Genomic DNA, 20,200 nt, shown 5'->3' with positions numbered 1-20,200 from the left:
GATAAAATAAATAATTATGAGAATTATTAAAGGAGGTACATATGAAACTGACAGAACTATTTGCAATACAGCGGGAACTAGATGATAAAATACTAAGGGAACACCAGCTTAAGGGCCAGGATTTAATTCCCCCTAAGCTGTTGGCCCTACAGGTGGAGCTTGGGGAGCTGGCCAATGAGACAAGGTGCTTTAAGTATTGGAGCAAAAAAAAGCCCTCTGAAAAAGAGGTAATTTTAGAGGAATATGTTGATTGCCTGCATTTTATCCTAAGTATTGGGCTGGATGGGGGCTTTACCGATCTTTCCATGACCAGTGAAGAACCAAAGGTACCATTGGTTCAGGGATTTCAGCAGGTATTTACCGAAATTATCCATTTTAAGAACCATATGAATGAAAAGAACTATAAAACCCTCTGGAATTACTTCATGGCCCTGGGCCAGGCCTTAGGCTTTACCCTTGAAGAAATTGAAGCCGCCTATCTTTTGAAAAACCAAATTAATCATCAAAGGCAGGCCGAGGGATATTAGACCATGGCCTTCTGATGAATGACCCTTTCCTGCCAGTTGCCCTTCCAGTAGATTAACATTCCCACCATACTGATAAAAAGGTTGCTTAGCAGCATGGCGTACCAAACTGCGTTGGAGCCCCAATTGGTATAATAGCGGAATAAAACGATCATGGGAATTCTTAAGAACCAAAGGCGGCCCATTTCCATAGTCATACCGTAACCCGTATGGCCTGAGCCCTGGAAGGTACCAATTAGTATTTGAAAAATTCCCATGAGGGGCAGGCTAAGGCAAATTAGCTTTAAATACTCAATTCCCTGGGTTAGTACCTCGGGGTCGTCATTAACAAACAGTGCCACTACCCGGGTAGAGCTTAAAAACAGTACGATTCCCCCAATCACCATGAATATGGTAGAAAGGCAGACACTGGTTCTAAAGGCTAGCTTGGCCCGTTCCTGTTGATCAGCCCCTAAATTCTGACCCACAATCGTGGCCATGGCATTGCCTATGCCCATGGCGGGCATCAGCACCAGTGAATTGATTCGATTTCCCACGGTAAAGGCGGCCAGGGTGGCACTGCCATAGGAAATAACAAAGGCGTTTAAGACAATAAAGCCCATGGCTGAACCCGATTGACCAATGGTGGCGGGCAGACCAATTTTGATAATTCTTAGGAGTAGGTCTTTTTTTAGCTTTAGGTTTTTCTTCGTTAAGTAAACGCCCCGTCGATGGGCAAAAAGGGTATAGATGGCATAGAAGGCGAAAATAGCCCTTGAAATGATGGTGGCGATGGCAGCCCCCCTGATTCCCAGGCCAAAATTAAAAATAAAGATTGGGTCTAGGATGATGTTCAGCACCACACCACAAACATTTAGTACCATGGGTGTAAAGGTGTCTCCCTGCCCCTGTTTAATGGCGTTGTAGACGAAAAATAGGAAAACCACCGGCATATCTAAAAACATAATACTCAAATATTGGGCGCTTAGCTCAAGTACCACAGCATCGGCCTTAATAAAGCCCACCATTAGGGGGGCCGCAAAAAAGCCCAGAATTCCCAAAACTACAGAAATAATGAGGGCAAAGGTGAAGATTTGGCCTGCCACTAGCCGGGCGCTTTCTGCATCATCATTTCCTGTGTATTGAGAAATCATGGCAGTGCCGGCGACGTTCATACCCATTCCCAAGGAGATTATTAAAAAAATAAAGGGGAATACCAGACCCATGGCTGCCAGCTCATTGGTTCCCAGTCGGCCTACCCAAAAGGTGTCAGCCAAATTATAAAGGGTTTGAATTAAATTGTTCAGCATAATGGGGCCTGCCAAAAGCATGATCACCCTGGGCATAGAGCCGTTTAAAATCAATTGTCTTTTATCGGCGTAATTCATAGGACCTCCTTAAATGTTTAGTATGTCTAAATATATTATAGCATTTTAAGTCATATAATCAATTCAGAAAAATAAGAAAATATAAAAGCAAAATAAAGGCCAGCAGTAAAGGAAAATCCTTGTCTGCTGGCTTTGCAAAATCCACCTTATATTATTCTTCTATTTGAGGAAAGGAAACAGGCTCATCAATACCAAAAATCTCAAACCAACCATTCATATAGGAGTTCATCTTCACTCCCATCATGTCCATATCCATCAATTGACTCATTTCAAAATATTCGTAGACCTTGGTATCTTGATTGATGTAATAGGTAATGTTCATATGGATATTGGTATTTTCTACGGTTTGGGCAATCATTTCCTTAACCATGGCCTTAAATTCTTCCTGATTAAGCTCGGCAGGCAGAGCCTCGCCGGTCATTTGCTCCAATAGCTCGCCTTCAAAGAGTAGATCCATTGATTGATTTAATATTTGGGTAAATAGTTCTTTATAAGAGGCTGGGTCTATATTAATTTCAATTACATAATATTTTTGACCATTTATTTCGGCATCCCTTGAATAATGGGCATATTGGCCGTAGGCCTCCAATTGATCCGATGGGATGGAAGGTATTCCTTGCTGTACGCCTCCTTGTAAACCTTCGATCATGTCCATAAGGGGATTCATGTCCATTTTAATCCATTCCTGACCCTCCCCTTGACGTATGTAGGCGATACGATCCTTTATGAAGGTTTCACTTTCTTCGGTATGCTTTAAATCCCCCTCTTGAGTAGTGGCCGTTACCATGGTGTAAACAGTTTCTGGTGTCTCTACATGGGCCTTCATCAGCATATCAATGGTTAACTGCTGGGATTGGCCTGAAGGCTCTGTCAATTCCATGTCCATGATCATATAGCCTTTTTGCTGATAGGTTAGCTTTTCCTGTAATTTCTTTTCTGTCAATACAAGCATTTCTGTGGCTGAAAGGCCTTCACGGATTTGACTTGATTGAAATTGATTTAATAACTTTTCAAGCTCAGGAGCCGTAAGCTTTGCCTTGGGATTTAGGGCTTCTGGCCCATTTTCTAAAATACCCAGCTCAACAGCATGAAGTACGTAGGGCTTGGCCCAGGAACCAATTTCATTACTGTCAGTAAAATTCAGCTCCTCGTCAGAAGCCACAAGGTTGACCTCACCTAAAAGTCTGGTCAATATAATGATGGCTTCTTCCTTTGTAATTGAGGCATCGGGACGGAAAAGACCGCCATTACCTGAAATAAGGTTTAATTCATGGGCAACTGCCACATAGGGGATATCTGCTTCCTCGGTAATATCGTTAAAGGGTGAAGTCCCGTTGGCAGGGATGTTTAGCTCTAATGTATTTAGCACTTCCTTGATAAATTCCAGCCGGCTGACGGTCTCTACCGGCTCTCCATAGGCCATAGCTGGCAGCATTAATAATAGAGCCATTAATAAAGCAGTGAACATTTTAACTCTTTTCAATTGATTCAACCTCCTTAGGTTTTGTTATTTTAATATGTACCCACTTTAAATCATATTAATAATTTTATCAGAAATGACAACAGTAGACAAATGAATATACACGTCCTTATTTTAGCAGAAAAGAATATTTTAAATATTTTGACTTGAGCTGCAATTAATTATAAAATATATATATAAAATTTGTTTTACATATCAATTACAGAAAGCTATAAAAGGGGGAAATGTATTGAATAATAATCAATTAAAAGCCTTGGTTGAGCAGTATAATGGACTAGTAAAAAGAAGAAAGCAATTTATTGAGGTTTTAAGCCTGCTGCAATGGGATCTTCTGACAAAGGCGCCTAAGAAAACGATGGATGAACGTTCAGAAACCATTGGAACAATTTATACAGAGGTATTTAAGCTGACGGTTTCTGATGAGCTGGAGGCTTTGTTGGGACGGCTTATGGAGAAGGAGAATTTTGAAGGGCTGTCTGAAACCTTACAAAAAGCCATTATTTATGATAAAAAGCAAATGGACCGCTATAAAAAAATTCCCCCAGAGCGCTATGGGGCCTACAAGACCCTTACGACAAAGGCCCAGGGCGTATGGGAGGAGGCAAGGGAGAAAAACGATTTTAAAATGTTTCAGCCCTACCTGGAGGGAATTGTGGCATTTCAGCGGGAATTCATTGAATTAAGAGGTTATCAGGGGGATCGGTATAATGACCTGCTGGAGGATTATGAGCCGGGTATGACTACAGAAGTTTTAGATCAGATTTTTGCCTACATAAAGGAAAAAACTATCCCTCTTTTAAGGCAGATTATGGCAGCTAAGTCTGGGCCTCATGCAGAAGTTGTAAAGAGAAACTATCCTATTCAGGGGCAAAGGGAGCTGTGCTTAAAGGTTCTGGAGGCCATGGGGTATGATTTTAACAAGGGAAGACTGGATGTCAGTACGCATCCCTTCACCATTAAAATTAACTCCGGTGATATACGTATTACCACCCGTTATGAGGAAAATTTCTTAAACAGTGGACTGTTTTCTACAATTCATGAAGGCGGCCATGGGCTATACGAGCAAAATATTGATGAGGCCCTTCTTGATACCTCCCTGTCGGAGGCGGCATCAACTGGCATTCATGAATCCCAATCAAGATTTTGGGAAAACATTTTAGGAAGAAGCAAAGGTTTTTGGAACTACTTTGGCCCCATTGTTCAAAATACCTTCCCTCAAAGTCTGAAAAATACTACCGTTGAGGAGCTGTATCGGGCGGTTAACAAGATTGAACCTTCATTCATTCGGGTAGAGGCCGATGAGGTTACCTACAACCTGCACATTATTCTACGGTATGAGCTTGAAAGGGATTTAATCGATGGCGTAATTACCGTAGCAGATTTACCAAGGCTATGGAAAGAAAAAATGGAGGCCTATTTGGGAATTACACCCCCCAATGACAGGGAAGGGGTGTTGCAGGATATCCATTGGGCCGACGGTATGTTTGGCTATTTTCCCACCTATTCCCTGGGTAATGTTTATGCAGCCCAATTTACCAAAAAACTGAAGGCCGATCTTCCCAATTATGATGAGCTGGTGGAGTCTGGCAACTTTAAGCCAATTTTAGCCTGGCTCAAGGAAAACATCCATCGACATGGGGCCCTGTTGGAGCCTTCAGAGCTGGTTAAGAAGGTGACAGGCGAAGAAATTAATCCCCAGTATTTTGTTGAATATATTGAAGCAAAATATAAGGGAATTTATGAAATATAAGGTTCGTTGAACGATTAAAAAACCCCCTGACGTCAAAATAATGAGCCAGGGGGTTTAATAAGTACTATTGGATAGCTGCGTTAGCTAAGGCGTTTTCTACGGCTTCCTTCCATTGACTGGATGAACCGGTTGCACCTGTAAAGGAGTCAACATCAGTACCATTGGCTTCCACAAATGCTTCTGCCATAGCAGTTTGAGCTTCGTGGAAAGCTTCATAGGCATAGTCTTCATCTTTAAATGCTTCTTTTTCATCTGCAAAGGTTGTTTGCTTTAAAACTACCTCTGTAATTACATCATCTTTAATTGTAACTAATGCCACACCACGGCCCTTATCGTCAGCCTCTGAAGCTGCCATAAAGGTTCCGTCAAAGTATTTACCTTCCATACCTTCAGTAGAAGCTAAGGCCAAGGCTCTTTCAACTGCTTGCTTCCATTGGGTACTTGAACCAGTTGCTCCGGTGAAGGAATCTACTTCAACACCATTGGCTTCAACAAATTTTTCTGCCATGGCTACCTTCGCCTCATGGTATGCCTCGTAGGCATAATCTTCACCCTTTTCGTCACCAAAACTGTTAGTTTGAGTCAGTTCTACATTAACAATTTTATCATCTTCAATGGTGATGGTTGCCTTTGCATAACCCTTTTCATCACCATCAGAAACCCCTGTATAGGTGCCATTTGAATATTTTCCTAGGGTTTCTTCTACCTGTTCGTTGTCAGTATCGTTTCCAACAGGTTCATTGTCTGATGGAGTAGAACAGGCTGCTAGGTTAAGTGCCAGCACCGCAGCAAGTGCTGTAAGAAGAAGTTTTTTCATGTGCATTGCATAAATCCTCCCAAATAATTTTATTCAACCAAGAACCATTATACATTAACAATAACTATAAATAAATAAATAACGAACAATATTTTTTTAAATTTTACGTAACAATTAGCCTGAAAGCTCCTTTTACCTGATTCTGCCGGGTTATTTAAAAGATACGAAGGATAAAGAAATTTTAGGGGCAATAAAAAATAAAAGGATGTATCCTCGACACATCCTTTTATTAAATAATATATGATTGATTTAATTAACCCATCATGGCAGCAAGATCATCATTAACGTTGCTGATTAGCTTTAGGTTAAAGGTATCCTGTAGTACGCTGAGTACACCGGGAGTTATGAATTCCGGAGGCTTAGGTCCGATATAGATATTTTGAATGCCTAGGCTAAATAATCCAAGTAAAATGGCCACAGCTTTTTGCTCAAACCATGATAGCACAATGCTAAGAGGTAGTTCATTAACTTGGCAATCAAAGGCATTGGCCAGGGCTAGGGCTATTTTAACAGCAGAGCCAGAATTATTACATTGACCCAGGTCGATATATCTTGGAATATTGGTTCCGGGAACAACACCGTAGTCTATATCATTAAATCTGAATTTACCACAGGAGGTTGTCAGGATAACGCACTCCTTAGGAAGTGAGGTGGCCAGTTCCCGATAATATTCTCCACCCTTACCGGGGGCATCACAACCGGCGATAACAAAGAAACGTTTAATTTTACCGGACTTTACTGCGTCAACAATTTCAGGGGCAATGCTTAATACTGTCTCGTGGTGGAAACCTGTTGTTAAAGTCTTATCTGATTCAACGTTGGCCTTGGGTAGTGAAAGGGCCTTTTCAATAATTGGTGTAAAATCGTCATTTTCAATCTTTTGAACTCCCTCTAGGCCGGCAACGTCATAGGACCAGAATCGGTCTGAATAGCTTCCCTTAATTGGCATTAAGCAGTTGGTTGTACCTAAAATACATCCAGGGAATTCTTCAAATACTTTTCTTTGGTCGAACCATGCTTTACCTACATTTCCCTTTAAATGAGAATATTTTTTAAGCTGTGGGTAACCATGGGCTGGCAGCATTTCAGAGTGGGTATAAATATTAATTCCCTTTCCTTCGGTTTGCTTTAACAGTTCTTCCAGGGCAAATAAGTTGTGGCCTGTCACTAAAATAGCATGACCCTCAACCTTATCTTCAGATACTGTTACTGGTTGGGGAATACCTAACAGAGAGGTATGGGCCTTGTCTAATAAATCCATCACCTTTACAGTGGCAGAGCCCACCTTCATGGCCATATTAATATGTTCTTCAAGATTAAAGTTTGAATTGGTCAGAGTTAGGTAAAGGGCTTCGTGGGTGATTTTATCCACCTCTGGGTCTCTGTAGCCTAATTGTGCTGCATGGGTTGAATAGGCAGCAATCCCCTTTAATCCAAAAATAATGGTATCCTGAAGACTGGCAATGTCTTCGTTTTTACCGCAGACCCCAATTTTCCCCGTACATCCGCCCTTTGGCGTTTGTTCGCATTGATAACAAAACATGATATAGCCTCCTTTATATTTTTATGTGAAATTCCTTTCAAGCTTCTATTTTCTTTTTGGGTACATTCATATCATACGATATAATAGCCTGGTAAACTGTGACATATATCACGATTATACGTGATGATTGTCAATAGAAGCTAAAGGGCCAGAATCTAAAAAATAGATTCTGGCCTTTGGTTTATTTCAACAGCTTAATTCTGCAAAAACAATAGTTGTAAATAGCTTGATTACCGATATCGGAAACCCCTGAAGAGGTCAGCCGGTTAACGGCCTGGTGCTTGAACCACCAGCCCTCGTAGATCATCATAACATCCTTTGGAATTCCTGTATTGGCAACAGCCCTGGCCTCAATTTCTCCCTCGGAAGATTCAATTAAAATCCTCTGGTTAGCTTGAATTCCATAATACTTCATGGTATCTTCCGACAGATACACTTCAGGAATAAAGTCCGCCTCAAGGTCAACATTGTGTTGTGAATGAAGGGAATGCTTGGGATGAAGGCTTAATAGCTGTAACGGATAGTTGGGGTCAACCTGTCTTTTGAAATATTTCGGCTCGGCAAAATGAAATTTACCCGTAGGAGTAGCAAATTTTTTGGTTTCCCAGGGCACTTCATTTCCTTCTATTTTCAATGCCTTTCCCTGTAGCTCAGCCAGCGACATACCGGTATTGTTAATCAGTGGAGCCAATGCCCTTTCAAGGTAGGCATTTTTATTGGGATAACGCTGAAGAAAATCCTTCATGTCCAGCGCCTTTGCCAACAGACTGAAAATTTCAAATTCTTCCTTTACTCCTTCTCGGGGAGGAACCACCTGCTGGGTGTAAAAGAAATGAGAATGCCACATGGAGGAACAGAGAAAATCCTCCTCTTCAAAAATGTGGCTAGCGGGCAGTACATAGTCAGAATACTGGGCTGTGTCTGTCATGAACAGGTCAATAGTTACCTTAACAGGAATTGACTCAAATGCCTCGATGGTCTTATTGGTGTTGGGCAATTGCAGCAGTGGGTTAGCCTTGGTAATGAACATTAGCTTGATTTGGTCCCTTCGATCCTTCAGGATATATTGGGGAAAGTGGGCCCGTATAAAGCTGGGCTGCCCCTGGGGCTGAGTATTTTTTGCGTAATCCCAGTCAATCCACTGGGAAACAAATTGATTGCCATAGTTGACCCCTCCGCCGGGAATTCCAATATTCCCCGTTAGGGCCCCCAGGGCATCAATATAGCGTATATTTTGTCCGCCATTGGGGTATCGCTGCAGGCCATAGCCAAGAAAAATAGAAGCGGGAGAATTTAAGGCATAGAGCCTGGTAAGCTGAAGGACTGCTTCGGCGGATAGTCCTGTAGCCCTAATTAATTCCTCCAATGAAATGGCTTCAAGCTTTTTTTGATAGGTTTCAAAGCCCCAGGTATATTTATCAATAAAATTTTTATGATACCACTGGTTTTGAAGTATTATTTTTGCCATTGCCATGGCCAGGGCGCCATCAGACTCTGGCTTGATCTGGTAATAATGGGTAGCCATTTGGGCCGTGGCGGTTTGAATGGGGTCAATGACAATCAGCTTTGTGCCCTGTTCCTTGGCGGCCTTTAGAAATGGAACCAGGTGAACGTTGGTATTGACAGGATTTCTGCCCCATATCAGAATAACCCTGGAATGAAGGGTATCTTCTGGGGTGTGGCTCAATACCTTGCCAAAATCTTCTTTTTGAGCGGCAATTCCCGCCCCCCAGCAAAGGCTGCCCGTTGGAACAGTGACACTTCCAAGGGCATTAAAAAAAGCCCGGTCAATTTCCTTTGAAAGGCCCCCATGGCCCGATTCACTATAGTGAAGAATTGAAGAAGCACCATAAAGCCTTAAAGTATCCTGCAGCAGGGCAGCAATTTCATCAATGGCCTGGGCCCAGGTGAGCTTTGTCCATTGCCCATTAACCTTTTTCATGGGGGATGTAAGGCGCAGGGGGCTATTAAGGCGTTTTAGGTGATAGGCCCCCTTCTGACATAAAAACCCCCTGGTAACAGGGTGGTCTTTGTCCCCTGTCACTCGAACAATTTCATGATCCTCCGAAAGTTCAACCTGTATACTGCAGGCATCCCAGCAATCTAAGGAACAGGCGGTCTTAATGGTTTTCATGGCTAGACAGATCCTTTCCTAGGTATTTTACAATTGATTGGTTGTTGAATATAAAATCTTCCGTTTCTATTTAACAGCATTGTCGACATTTTACCGAAACTGGTATTGATTCAACAACTTATTTATATGAATATAGAATATTTTATCATAGAGCCAGGGGGGAAAGAAGACATTATTTGATCATTAATTTAATGATTGATCGTCCTTTAGGGGGGTATCTTGAATGATAAGTAAATAATCATAATTTAAGAAGAGGAAGGAGAAGGGTCTGGTGGAAAGAAGAAGGAATGCAGTTACCATGAAGGGTAACCCCATTACATTACTGGGAAGGGAGCTGAAGGTAGGGGATACTGCCCCTGATTTTACAGCCCTAACAAAGGATTTAAAGGCCTTTGGTCTGAAGGACATGGGTAATCAAATTAAACTGATTAGTGTAGTGCCGTCTATTGATACGGGGGTTTGTGATTTACAAACCATTCGATTCAACGAAGAAGCGGCATCTCTAGGGGACACCCTTGTGGTGACCATTAGTATGGATTTACCCTTTGCATTAAGCCGGTATTGTGCCAGTAAGGGAATAGACAATGCCATTACCCTGTCAGATCATCGGGAGGCCTCCTTTGGTTTAGCCTACGGATATTTAATGGAAGAATTACGACTATTGTCAAGGGGTGTGGTGGTGATTGACAGAGATAACCGAATACGCTACATTGAATATGTTTCAGAGGTCGGCTCTCACCCCGACTATGATAAGGCCCTTAAGGCCGTTTCAGAATTAGATTAGCAAGGAATGGAAAACAGCATGCCACTAAAATAAATGTGGGTTCAATGCTGTTTTTATTTTTTTTTTTGATTTTGGCCTGATGAAGCCCGTAAAGTGACATTTAATAGGCATAGGGTTTGACAGGAAACAATATTATGAGATAATAGAAATGAATTGATGGAAAATTTTCAAAATTTACTGACATATATACTGTTTCGGTGTAGGTTTGCTACAAAAGTATAAGGGAGTTGGTGAGAGATGGATACAAAGCCCTATATTCAAAGATCCCATGAAAGATGTATCAAGATGGGCATAGACTCAAATCGGGTTTATAGTACGAAAATATTAAAGGGTCAAGCCCTCCAGCAAAAGCTGGAGGAAAATCAGGAATTGATTGTAACAGCAGGGCCCTTTATGAAGCAGCTATACAACTTTGTAAAGGGCTCGGGCTTTTTTGCCATTCTAACCGATGGAGAGGGCTGCATATTGGATATTATTGGTGATGAAGATGTATTGGAAATAGCCTTTGGCTTAGAAATGGTTCCGGGTGCCTATATGGATGAGGAGCACATCGGTACCAATGCCATGGGTACGGCCCTGGCGGAGGGGGTACCGGTACAGGTTTCAGAGGGGGAGCATTTTATTCAGGCCTACCATCGCTGGACCTGCTCGGCGGCACCCATACGCAACAGCCATGGCAAGATTATAGGGGTGCTAGATTTAACAGGCTTTAGCCATTTGGTCTATTCCCATACCCTGGGCATGGTGGTGGCGGCAGTTAACGCCATTGAAGAAATGCTAAAAAACAATAGTATCCATCGAAATCTGCTGGTAGCCAAAAAATCCTTTGAAACCATTGTTAATTCCATTACATCAGGGATATTTACCGTAGGGCCAAAGGGCTACATTAAAACCGTTAACAAGGCAGCCGTTCAAATGCTTGGCTACAGCCAGGAGGAGCTGATATGCACAAATGTAAGGGGAATTTTAGAGGGGTGGAACGGTATACAGGACAGTGTAGCCAATAATATCCATTACATTGAAGAGGAAGCCTATTTGAAGGGAAAAAAGGAGAAGCTTCATTGCACCCTGAGTGCCTATCCCATTGTCGATAAACAGGGGAAGATTCAAGGAATCGTCTGTGTGATCCGGGAAGTAAAGAAAATGAAGCGGGTGGCCAATAAGATGGTGGGCAAACAGGCCTACTATACCTTTGACAATATTATTGGCCGCAGTGAGCCCTTTTTGAAGGTATTAAACTATGCAAAAAAAATTGCCGACAGTCCCTCAACAATTTTAATTACCGGGGAAAGCGGAACCGGCAAAGAAGTATTTGCCCAATCAATTCATAACCAAAGCAGCAGAAGGGATGAGCCCTTTGTTGCGCTGAACTGCGGGGCGTTGCCCAGAAATTTAATTGAATCAGAGCTGTTCGGCTACGATGAAGGGGCCTTTACAGGGGCAAAGCGGGGCGGACAATTTGGTAAGTTTGAACTGGCCGATGGGGGGACCCTGTTTTTGGATGAAATCGGTGAAATGCCGCTGGACATGCAGATAAGGCTATTGAGGGTCTTAGAGGAAGGAAGACTTTTTAGAATTGGCGGCAGCCAGGAAATCAAGGTGGATGTTAGAATTATTGCCGCCACCAATAAGGATTTAAAAAAAGAGGTTGAAAAGGGCACCTTTAGGAAGGATCTGTACTACCGGCTGAATGTGCTTCCGCTGAAGCTGCTGCCCCTAAGGGAGCGTAAGGAGGATATTCCCCTCTTGATTGATTTTTTCATGACGGTCAAATCCCTTAAGCTGGGAAAGAATCCGGCGAATTTACCACCGGCTGTCATTCAAAGACTGGCGGAATATCCCTGGCCCGGTAATGTAAGAGAGCTTGAAAATAAAATCGAGCAAATTATTAATGCAGAAAATAACAGCCTGGTCTGGGAGCTTTCGGAAGGAACGGGCTATGCCCCCATGGAGCGGAGCAGTAAGGAGGAGGAAAGCCTGGATCAGGTTGAAAAAAGGCATATTACCAATATGTTAATTAAGTATAAAGGGAATATCAGCTCGGCCGCAGAGGCCCTGGGGATTGGCAGAAATACCCTTTATAGAAAGATGAAAAAATATAAAATAGATTGTTCTAAAATGGAACAGCGTAACGATGTGGAACAGGTATCGGAGAATAAAGTGTTTCAATATGGAACATAAATATTGTTGCTACAGGATATAATTCATCTTCTTAATTTTTTATATTTAAATAAAAACCTTGGTAAATCAAGGGATAAGGCTGCTGAAAGGGCGGCCTTTTTATTATGGCACGGGATTTGCAAGTTATTATGATTGAATGATTGAAAAAATCTTAAGGGGGATGAATATGTACGGATACACTGGTAAAATATTACGAGTAAATTTAAAGGAACGCTCCTATCAAGTAGAGCCCTTGGACATGGAATTGGCTAAAAAATTTATCGGAGGTCGTGGTTTGGGTGAAAAATATCTGGCCGATGAGGTCGATCCCATGGCAGATGCCCTTAGTCCAGAGAATAAGCTGATCTTTGTCACCGGGCCCCTCAGTGGAACGCCAACACCCACCGGAGGAAGATATATGGTGGTTACCAAATCGCCCTTGACAGATACCATTGCCTGTTCCAACTCTGGAGGCCGCTGGGGTGCAGAATTGAAAATGGCAGGCTACGATATGATCATCATTGAAGAAAAGGCAGATGAGCCGGTTTACATTCATATTCACAATGATGAAATCAGTATTCGAGATGCCGCTCATCTTTGGGGCAAGGTAACCTCGGAGGTAACGACTCAATTGGTTAAAGAAATCGGTGACAGTAAGGTCAAGGTGGCCACCATTGGACCAGGCGGTGAAAAGCTATCAAGAATTGCAGCAGTTATGAATGATACAGACCGGGCAGCAGGCCGCTCAGGGGTAGGAGCTGTTATGGGCTCCAAAAATTTGAAGGCCATCACCGTTCGTGGTACCGGCAAGGCAGCGGTTTATGATGCTGTAAAATTAAAGGAAGTTGTAGCCAATTGCAATAAGAAAATCCGTGAAAATGGTGTTACCGGTCAAGGGCTTCCCAATTATGGAACGGCAGTATTGGTGAACATTATTAATGGGAACGGAGCATTCCCAACCAATAATTTCCAAAAATCCAGCTTCTCGTTGGCAGAGGAGATTAGCGGAGAAACCCTGGCTGAAAAGTACCTGGTAAAGCGGGTTGGGTGCTATGGATGCCCAATAGCCTGCGGTCGTCATTGTAAGGTGGGGGATCTGGAAAGCGGTGGTCCTGAATATGAAACAATTTGGGGCTTTGGTGCCGACTGTGGTATATCTGATTTAGAGGCAGTCATTAAGGCCAATTATTGGTGTAATGAAATGGGGCTGGATACCATCTCTGCCTCAGCCACCATTGCTGCCGCTATGGAGCTGTACCAGAAGGGTATTATTAAGCCGGAAGAACTCAATGGGGTTCCCCTGGAGCTGGGAAATGGAGAGGCCATTATTGAGTGGACTAAGCTAATGGGTCAAAGAGAAGGTTTTGGTGATAAGCTGGCGGAGGGTTCTTATCGTCTATGTGAAATGTATGGGGTTCCTGAATTGTCAATGTCAGTTAAAAAGCAAGAGCTGCCTGCCTACGATCCCAGGGGAATTCAAGGGCAGGGCTTGGCCTACGCAACCTCCAACAGAGGCGGATGCCATGTGCGGGCTTACTTGATTTCACCCGAAATTTTAGGGCTTCCCGAAAAGCTGGATCGATTAAGCCTTGAGGGTAAGCCTGAATGGGTTAAAATATTCCAGGATCTAACTGCCGCCATTGATTCCCTTGGCGTGTGTCTGTTTACATCCTTTGCCCTGGGGGCCCAGGACTATGCTGATATGATGAATGCAGTCTGCGGAACAGACCATACGGCAGAATCAGTATTGGCAGGCGGAGAGCGGATCTGGAACCTTGAAAAGCTGTTTAATCTGGGATCAGGCTTAACATTAGCCGACGACACCCTGCCAAAGCGGTTATTGGTGGAAGAAATAGCAGACGGCCCTTCAAAGGGTAATGTAGCTCAGCTGGATAAGCTTCTGCCGGGATATTTTGCTGCAAGGGGCTGGGATGAAAAGGGTGTTCCCACAGAGGAAAAACTAGCACAGCTGGGACTTTTAGCGAAGGCCAATGCCTAATTAATAATAGATTGAAAGGGGCCGTTAAAAAGTCAGCCCCATAGGCAGGTAATTAAGGCCGGCAAACAAGCGTAGCAATACGTAAGGATGCCGGCCTTTGCTACCATTACATTATAAGGGAGTAGTTTTATGAAGGACTTAGGGTATCATGTTACATATCATAAAAGTAAAACAATTAGAAAACTATACCTAGAGCTGACAGATCGCTGTAATTTAGATTGTACAATATGTTATCGAAAAAGCTGGAATCGCCCCTTCCAGGATATGACTCGGAGAACCCTTCAGCAAATCTATAAGGAGCTGGAAACCCTTGAAGGCTTGGAGGAAATTGTGTTGGGAGGAATTGGTGAACCCACCTGTCATCCAGATATAGTAGCGGTTTTGGAAAGACTCAAGGGGTACCATTTGCACATGACAACTAATGGCACCCTTATGACAGATTCCTTAATGGAGGCCATGGTTAATTGTCTGAATGAAATCACAATCTCCGTTGATGGAGTTGACCATTATTACAGCCAAATCAGGGGAATACCATTGACTAAGGTAGTGAATTCCATTGAAAGACTTCAAAGGGCTAAAAAAATTTCCGGCAGCCCATGGCCTGAGGTACAGCTGCAATTTGTATCCTCGGAAAAAAACATCGACAGCCTGTTTCAGGTCATTGACCTGGCAAAGGAATTAGACTGCCATAGGGTAATTGTATCTAGCCTGATTCCCCAGGTAATGGATAATAAAGATCAGATACTCTACCAGGTAGAGCCAAACCCCAGCCTGAAGGAGCTGTGGAACCGGGCCAGAATCTATGGTCTTAGAAAGGGTATTACCCTGAAGTTGCCCCATACCAGCCTTAAAACCGAAAGGGAATGCAGCTTTATGAATGACGTAACCACCTTCATTAGTGCTGAAGGTGAAGTAATGCCCTGCTATCGGCTATCCCACGATTATGAGGAATTTGTTTTTGGAAGAAGGAAGCAGGTCAGTAAACATTCCTTTGGTAATATACTGGCCAAACCCTTGCTGGATATTTGGAATAGCAGTGATTATCAGCAATATCGGTATGTGGTACACAATAACCTGTATCCTTCCTGTATGGATTGTGATCTGGCAGAGGGCTGTGAATTTCCCAAGGGTACCGAAGAAGACTGCTACGGCTGTCGGCCCAGCTGTGCCGATTGCCTTTGGTCAAGGGGTTTTGTCATTTGTCCATAGGATATAGTTACCAAAAGCTACTTTTAATAAGGATAACCTTTAATTTAAAGGTTATTTTTAATTGACTTTTTTTGTCTACTCATGTACCTTAAATTTAAGGAGTGGGTAAAATGGAAAAATTCGAAATACTAAAAAAAATCAAGTGTTTCTTTTTTAATGAACCCTATATATCAAAGCTAGATGAATTTCAGGTGGCTGAAGGAACCCTGCTGATGCACATCAGCGATACGCCCCTGGATACCCTTCCCTATGTAAAAAAGGCCATTCAAAAAATTAATCCACAATATATTGTGCATACTGGGGATATGATAGACAATATAAAGTTAGAGATTCAACCAAAGCACATTAATGAGTACCATAGAGGTCTTAAGATTGTGGTAAAGACCCTTGAAAACAGCTCCGATGCTCAGTTATTCTATGCAATAGGGAATCATGACGATGAGAAGCTATTGAAAAAAACAATCAACAGGGGAACAATTTTGCAGGAAGGTACCATACAGCTGGATAATTATTCCTTTTATATTAATCATTATTTTATTGAAGAAGCACCACCTGCAGACTTTTATCTCTATGGGCACAGTCCAGTGCCCGGTCATCATCAACGTAATCATCAAATCGGCTTGAACGGCATACTGAATATTAATATAATTAATCTTACCACCCAGGATATCATTCATCTTGATTATCCGCTGGGAACCAACCGTTTGAGAAGGATGGAACGGGGTAAAATTGGACTGTAGAGAAAGGGGGGTAACTAATGTTATTTTTAAGATTGGGACCCAGGTTTTTATTCATTCGTACGATGGATATTCCGGCTGTTAAATTCTTTTTAATCCATGCCCTTGGGGGAAAAAGTGTTTCCTTTCATGGAGGAAATGATGAGGCTTCGGAAGACAGCACCCTGTGCTTTTTAACAGCCCCTGGGAAGGTTAGCACCTCAATTGAGGATGCAGATGAGATTATTCTGGTTAATGAGGTATCGTCATTTTGCCTTGCCAGTATTATCAACAGCCATGTAGAAGAGCTCATTGACCGTGTTGATATGGGGCCGGCCTCACTGGTAATGAGGGTTGCGGGGGATGAGAAAAAAATAATTCAGCGGCTTCAGGAGGAATACCAGGCAGAGACAGTTGATTGGGAAGAAGGAATACGAAAGGGCGAACGGGCTAATACACTATTGGGCTTAACAAAAAAGCCAATTAATTCTATTTTATCAGAAAATGATTTTATTCATCCAAACCTCTTGCTGCCCCATCCCGTCACTATTATTCAAAAGAGACTCCGAATCGAAGGACTGCGCTTTATTACTCAAAGTCTTGAAAGCGGACAATGGTATGAGCTTCGTATCAATATATATGATTCAAAGGGGCGTTATCAGGAAAATTATGATCGACTGGTCTATATTTTGTCTAAGCTGGAAATTGGCATGATATTAGGGGAAGCCTGGACCAAAGACCATGCCCTGGCCCTGTTATCGGTGCTTGCCTTCCAGGTTAGGCTTTTTACCTACTATACGCCCCATGAAGTGAAAAAGCTGTTAATGGCCCTGGAATTTAACCTGGCCGGAGAACGGCTGGTTGATTTTGATCTATACTATCGAAACAGAAAAATATCCTGGGTTGATATTGATAAAAGAAGGGGCAGGCGCAACAAGGCCACAGAATGTATCAGACTTAGACAGGAACTGTACGAAAAGATGGAGCAGAGGGATATAGCCCTATTAGAGGCCATGGAAACAGGCCTAAATGAAGGATAATCCACCAGCCTTGGCAATACTGCCGGGGCTGGTATTTTAGAAATTTTTAAAAAATTAATTTTATATATTTTAAGATGGGGTATATAGAAAAAAATAAAAGATTCAACACGGAGAGGGAGGTTTGAGTATGAGGTATCGCTGGTTAATAGAAAATCGTAAATCCGTCAGACAATTCAAGGAGGCAGCCGTTAGCCAGGAAGCACTTAAGGAGCTAATGGAATATAGTCAACAAATTAAGGGTTTGGTGGACGTAAAAACAAAATTCCAGTTGATTGATCAGGGGTGGGAAAAGAGCCAATTACTAAAGGGAAAGGTCGGTTATGGAGGAAACCCCATTGATGCCCCTTACTTTATAGCGCTGCTTAGTCAAGAGGGAGATCATTATTTGGAAAATGCCGGTTATATGATGGAGGAGCTGCTATTAAAGGCAGTTTCATTGGATCTGGCAACCTGTTGGGTTTCAATTGGAGGCCAAGAAGTAAAGGAAGCCCTTGGTATCGACAGCCCGCATCAGGTGGTGGCCCTGGCCGCCATTGGGTATCCAGAGGGGCAGTTCCCCTATACACCAAAATCCACAACCATGAGGGTATCCTTAAACGAATTTGTTTTTCACCGAAGATGGGATCAAAAACCATGGATTGAAGAATTAGAGATGAGAGGGTTGGCCAGAATATTCTATCATATTAGAATGGCCCCCTCGTGGAAAAATTCTCAGCCCTGGAAGCTGATATTGAATGAGAATGAAATTATCTTAGTGGTGGAAAGGGAATCCACTCAAGGGAATCCGTTGCTGGATGCAGGCATCATGATGCTTTATATGGAAAGAATGTTTAACGAGGAAGGCATGGTTGCAAAATGGAGCCTGCATAAGAAAGAAAAAAGAAAAGAATATGAAGCCTATGGTATTCCCAAAAACTATCAAATTGTTGGCTCTTTGTATATTTAGATTGATATAATTGCATTTATAAATGATTTTTCAATAGGTTTGGTATTGGCGTATGGATTATATAGACGCTGCTGCCAAACCTTTATTGCTGCAAACCATTCATTATCATGACAGGTTGAAGTATTCCCGGGATTATGCTAATATGTTTTCTATACAGATACAAATGTACACTGATGGAGGTGATGGTTATGACAGGAGAAAAAAATAAGTATTATATTGTGGAAGAATCGGTATTGCCAGAGGTTTTTTTAAAAACCCTTAAGGTTCAAGAAATTTTGTCAAGGGGAGAAGCCGGTACAATTCAGGAGGCGGTGGAAATAGTGGGGATGAGTCGAAGCGCCTACTATAAATATAAGGATGCCATACGACCCTTCCATGAAATTACCAAGGGGAAGATTATGACAATCTCCCTTCTTGTAGAGCATACTTCGGGAATTCTTTCCGGTATTTTAAATCAAATTGCCCAGGCCAGGGGCAGTGTACTAACGATCAACCAAAATATTCCCCTTCATGGGGTGGCAAATGTTACCATATCCTTTGAAACAAAGGAAATGCTGCAGGAGGTGGATGTCCTTGTAGAGCAAATTGGAGCCACCAGGGGAGTCAAGGAAATTAACGTAGTTGCAAGGGAATAGGAACGAAAAAATACAGTCTGGAGGCGGTAAAATGTGGCAGGGTGTGATTCATCAGTACAGGGATTTATTAGGGGTAAAGCCCGACCAAAAAATTATAACGTTAAATGAAGGAAATACGCCATTAATCAGAGCAGAAAATATTGAAAAAGGCCTTGATGGAATCGAGCTTTATTTAAAATATGAGGGGTTAAACCCTACGGGCTCCTTTAAGGACAGGGGGATGACCATGGCAGTTACCATGGCTATGGCTGAAGGAAGCCGGGCGATTATCTGTGCCTCTACAGGGAATACTTCGGCTTCAGCGGCTGCCTACGGGGCCAAGGCGGGAATCAAATGCTTTGTACTGATACCCAATAATAAAATTGCCCTGGGAAAATTGGCCCAGGCGATCCTCTATGGAGCAGAGATTATTCCGGTGGAAGGAAATTTTGATGAAGCCCTTAATCTGGTGAGGGAAATTGCCCGGGAAGGCAGGGTAACACTGGTTAATTCCGTTAATCCTTACCGGTTAATGGGGCAACGGACAGCAGCCTACGAAATCTGTGATCAGCTGGAGGGAAAAGCCTTAGACTATCTTGCCATTCCGGTGGGAAATGCCGGTAACATATCGGCCTATTGGGCGGGCTTTAAAGATTATTACTTAAAGGGGAAAATAGATAATCTACCCTCCATGCTGGGGTTTCAGGCTGCCGGTGCCGCCCCCCTGGTGAAGGGAACGGTTGTTGAAAATCCTGAAACCATTGCTACAGCCATACGAATTGGGAATCCTGCCAGCTGGGAGCTTGCTGTGGCTGCCCGAGACGATTCAGAGGGATTAATCAATGATGTGACCGATGAAGAAATTTTACAGGCCCAGAGTCAATTGGCAGGTCAGGAGGGCATTTTTGTAGAACCTGCCTCTGCTGCCAGCCTGGCGGGGGTTATTAAGCTATACCAAAAAGGCTTCTTCAGTAGGGGGCAGCGGGTGGCCTGTGTGTTAACAGGAAACGGTCTAAAGGACCCTGCTGTGGTTCTACCCAAGGAAGAACTGAAGGTCTATGGAGTGAGCCTGGAAGAAATCAAGGCCCGAATCCATGGTGCCCTGGAGGGTGAATAA

General features: G+C 42.8%; 16 protein-coding genes. 11 read left to right on the top strand and 5 right to left on the bottom strand.

The genetic code is table 11. From position 1 onward, the window contains the following. The first annotated feature begins 41 nt into the window (after positions 1-41). Positions 42-527, top strand: a complete 486-nt coding sequence (locus ACYQ1I_RS05060; RefSeq protein ID WP_459763000.1) for a dUTP diphosphatase — start codon at positions 42-44, stop codon at positions 525-527. On the opposite strand, the gene ACYQ1I_RS05055 is transcribed toward ACYQ1I_RS05060, so the two are convergent. Continuing rightward, a complete protein-coding gene (locus ACYQ1I_RS05055; protein WP_459762998.1) occupies positions 524-1,891 on the bottom strand; it encodes an MATE family efflux transporter in 1,368 nt (455 codons plus the stop codon). The two genes, ACYQ1I_RS05060 and ACYQ1I_RS05055, sit on opposite strands and share 4 nt — an antisense overlap. Positions 1,892-2,042: 151 nt before the next feature. Further along, positions 2,043-3,374: an S-layer homology domain-containing protein gene (locus ACYQ1I_RS05050; protein WP_459762996.1), complete on the bottom strand. Its 1,332-nt coding sequence runs from the start codon at positions 3,372-3,374 to the stop codon at positions 2,043-2,045. Positions 3,375-3,600: 226 nt separating this feature from the next. Between ACYQ1I_RS05050 and ACYQ1I_RS05045 the strand changes: the two genes are divergently transcribed. Then, positions 3,601-5,121 (top strand): carboxypeptidase M32, encoded by a 1,521-nt coding sequence (locus ACYQ1I_RS05045; RefSeq protein WP_459762994.1) that lies wholly within the window; start codon positions 3,601-3,603, stop codon positions 5,119-5,121. A gap of 64 nt (positions 5,122-5,185) precedes the next feature. Here the strand turns inward: ACYQ1I_RS05045 and ACYQ1I_RS05040 are convergent, their stop codons facing one another. From ACYQ1I_RS05040 to ACYQ1I_RS05030, 3 genes are all read right to left on the bottom strand, one after another. Then, positions 5,186-5,944, bottom strand: a complete 759-nt coding sequence (locus ACYQ1I_RS05040; protein ID WP_459762992.1) for an FMN-binding protein — start codon at positions 5,942-5,944, stop codon at positions 5,186-5,188. Positions 5,945-6,191: 247 nt separating this feature from the next. Beyond that, positions 6,192-7,481, bottom strand: coding sequence for a hydroxylamine reductase (gene hcp, locus ACYQ1I_RS05035; protein ID WP_459762991.1), 1,290 nt, complete (start codon positions 7,479-7,481; stop codon positions 6,192-6,194). 181 nt (positions 7,482-7,662) lie between these two features. After that, positions 7,663-9,615 carry a molybdopterin-containing oxidoreductase family protein gene (locus tag ACYQ1I_RS05030; RefSeq protein WP_459762989.1) on the bottom strand — a complete coding sequence of 651 codons (1,953 nt, stop codon included), beginning with the start codon at positions 9,613-9,615 and terminating at the stop codon, positions 7,663-7,665. A gap of 271 nt (positions 9,616-9,886) precedes the next feature. Here ACYQ1I_RS05030 and tpx point away from each other — a divergent pair, with 271 nt between their 5' ends. The 9 genes from tpx to thrC all read left to right on the top strand — a co-directional run bounded on the left by tpx (position 9,887) and on the right by thrC (position 20,200). Further along, positions 9,887-10,399 (top strand): thiol peroxidase, encoded by a 513-nt coding sequence (gene tpx, locus ACYQ1I_RS05025; protein ID WP_459762987.1) that lies wholly within the window; start codon positions 9,887-9,889, stop codon positions 10,397-10,399. A gap of 237 nt (positions 10,400-10,636) precedes the next feature. Continuing rightward, the gene (locus ACYQ1I_RS05020) at positions 10,637-12,580 is read left to right on the top strand and encodes a sigma-54-dependent Fis family transcriptional regulator (RefSeq protein WP_459762985.1); all 1,944 of its coding nucleotides are present in this window, start codon (positions 10,637-10,639) and stop codon (positions 12,578-12,580) included. A 136-nt stretch (positions 12,581-12,716) separates the two neighbouring features. After that, positions 12,717-14,558: an aldehyde ferredoxin oxidoreductase family protein gene (locus tag ACYQ1I_RS05015; protein WP_459762983.1), complete on the top strand. Its 1,842-nt coding sequence runs from the start codon at positions 12,717-12,719 to the stop codon at positions 14,556-14,558. Positions 14,559-14,687: 129 nt separating this feature from the next. Beyond that, positions 14,688-15,767 (top strand): tungsten cofactor oxidoreductase radical SAM maturase, encoded by a 1,080-nt coding sequence (locus ACYQ1I_RS05010; protein ID WP_459762981.1) that lies wholly within the window; start codon positions 14,688-14,690, stop codon positions 15,765-15,767. A gap of 110 nt (positions 15,768-15,877) precedes the next feature. Then, on the top strand, positions 15,878-16,507 hold the full coding sequence (locus ACYQ1I_RS05005) for a metallophosphoesterase (RefSeq protein WP_459762979.1): 630 nt from the start codon (positions 15,878-15,880) through the stop codon (positions 16,505-16,507). 17 nt (positions 16,508-16,524) lie between these two features. Next, on the top strand, positions 16,525-17,523 hold the full coding sequence (locus tag ACYQ1I_RS05000) for a hypothetical protein (protein WP_459762977.1): 999 nt from the start codon (positions 16,525-16,527) through the stop codon (positions 17,521-17,523). A gap of 127 nt (positions 17,524-17,650) precedes the next feature. Beyond that, a complete protein-coding gene (locus tag ACYQ1I_RS04995) occupies positions 17,651-18,469 on the top strand; it encodes a nitroreductase family protein (protein ID WP_459762975.1) in 819 nt (272 codons plus the stop codon). 188 nt (positions 18,470-18,657) lie between these two features. Next, positions 18,658-19,104: an ACT domain-containing protein gene (locus ACYQ1I_RS04990; protein ID WP_459762972.1), complete on the top strand. Its 447-nt coding sequence runs from the start codon at positions 18,658-18,660 to the stop codon at positions 19,102-19,104. 31 nt (positions 19,105-19,135) lie between these two features. Further along, positions 19,136-20,200 carry a threonine synthase gene (thrC, locus tag ACYQ1I_RS04985; protein ID WP_459762970.1) on the top strand — a complete coding sequence of 355 codons (1,065 nt, stop codon included), beginning with the start codon at positions 19,136-19,138 and terminating at the stop codon, positions 20,198-20,200.

The organism is Alkaliphilus crotonatoxidans (genome assembly GCF_054658015.1).
This window is presented reverse-complemented; position numbering and strand designations above follow the sequence as displayed.

Excerpts from the sequence above, each read along its gene's own strand:
- ACYQ1I_RS05055 (WP_459762998.1), bottom strand. The coding sequence starts at position 1,891 with ATGAATTACGCCGATAAAAGACAATTGATTTTAAACGGCTCTATGCCC.
- ACYQ1I_RS04990 (WP_459762972.1), top strand. The coding sequence starts at position 18,658 with ATGACAGGAGAAAAAAATAAGTATTATATTGTGGAAGAATCGGTATTG.
- ACYQ1I_RS05000 (WP_459762977.1), top strand. The coding sequence starts at position 16,525 with ATGTTATTTTTAAGATTGGGACCCAGGTTTTTATTCATTCGTACGATG.
- ACYQ1I_RS05015 (WP_459762983.1), top strand. The coding sequence starts at position 12,717 with ATGATTGAAAAAATCTTAAGGGGGATGAATATGTACGGATACACTGGT.
- ACYQ1I_RS05020 (WP_459762985.1), top strand. The coding sequence starts at position 10,637 with ATGGATACAAAGCCCTATATTCAAAGATCCCATGAAAGATGTATCAAG.
- ACYQ1I_RS05005 (WP_459762979.1), top strand. The coding sequence starts at position 15,878 with ATGGAAAAATTCGAAATACTAAAAAAAATCAAGTGTTTCTTTTTTAAT.
- hcp (WP_459762991.1), bottom strand. The coding sequence starts at position 7,481 with ATGTTTTGTTATCAATGCGAACAAACGCCAAAGGGCGGATGTACGGGG.
- ACYQ1I_RS04995 (WP_459762975.1), top strand. The coding sequence starts at position 17,651 with ATGAGGTATCGCTGGTTAATAGAAAATCGTAAATCCGTCAGACAATTC.
- thrC (WP_459762970.1), top strand. The coding sequence starts at position 19,136 with ATGTGGCAGGGTGTGATTCATCAGTACAGGGATTTATTAGGGGTAAAG.
- ACYQ1I_RS05060 (WP_459763000.1), top strand. The coding sequence starts at position 42 with ATGAAACTGACAGAACTATTTGCAATACAGCGGGAACTAGATGATAAA.
- ACYQ1I_RS05040 (WP_459762992.1), bottom strand. The coding sequence starts at position 5,944 with ATGCACATGAAAAAACTTCTTCTTACAGCACTTGCTGCGGTGCTGGCA.
- ACYQ1I_RS05010 (WP_459762981.1), top strand. The coding sequence starts at position 14,688 with ATGAAGGACTTAGGGTATCATGTTACATATCATAAAAGTAAAACAATT.
- ACYQ1I_RS05030 (WP_459762989.1), bottom strand. The coding sequence starts at position 9,615 with ATGAAAACCATTAAGACCGCCTGTTCCTTAGATTGCTGGGATGCCTGC.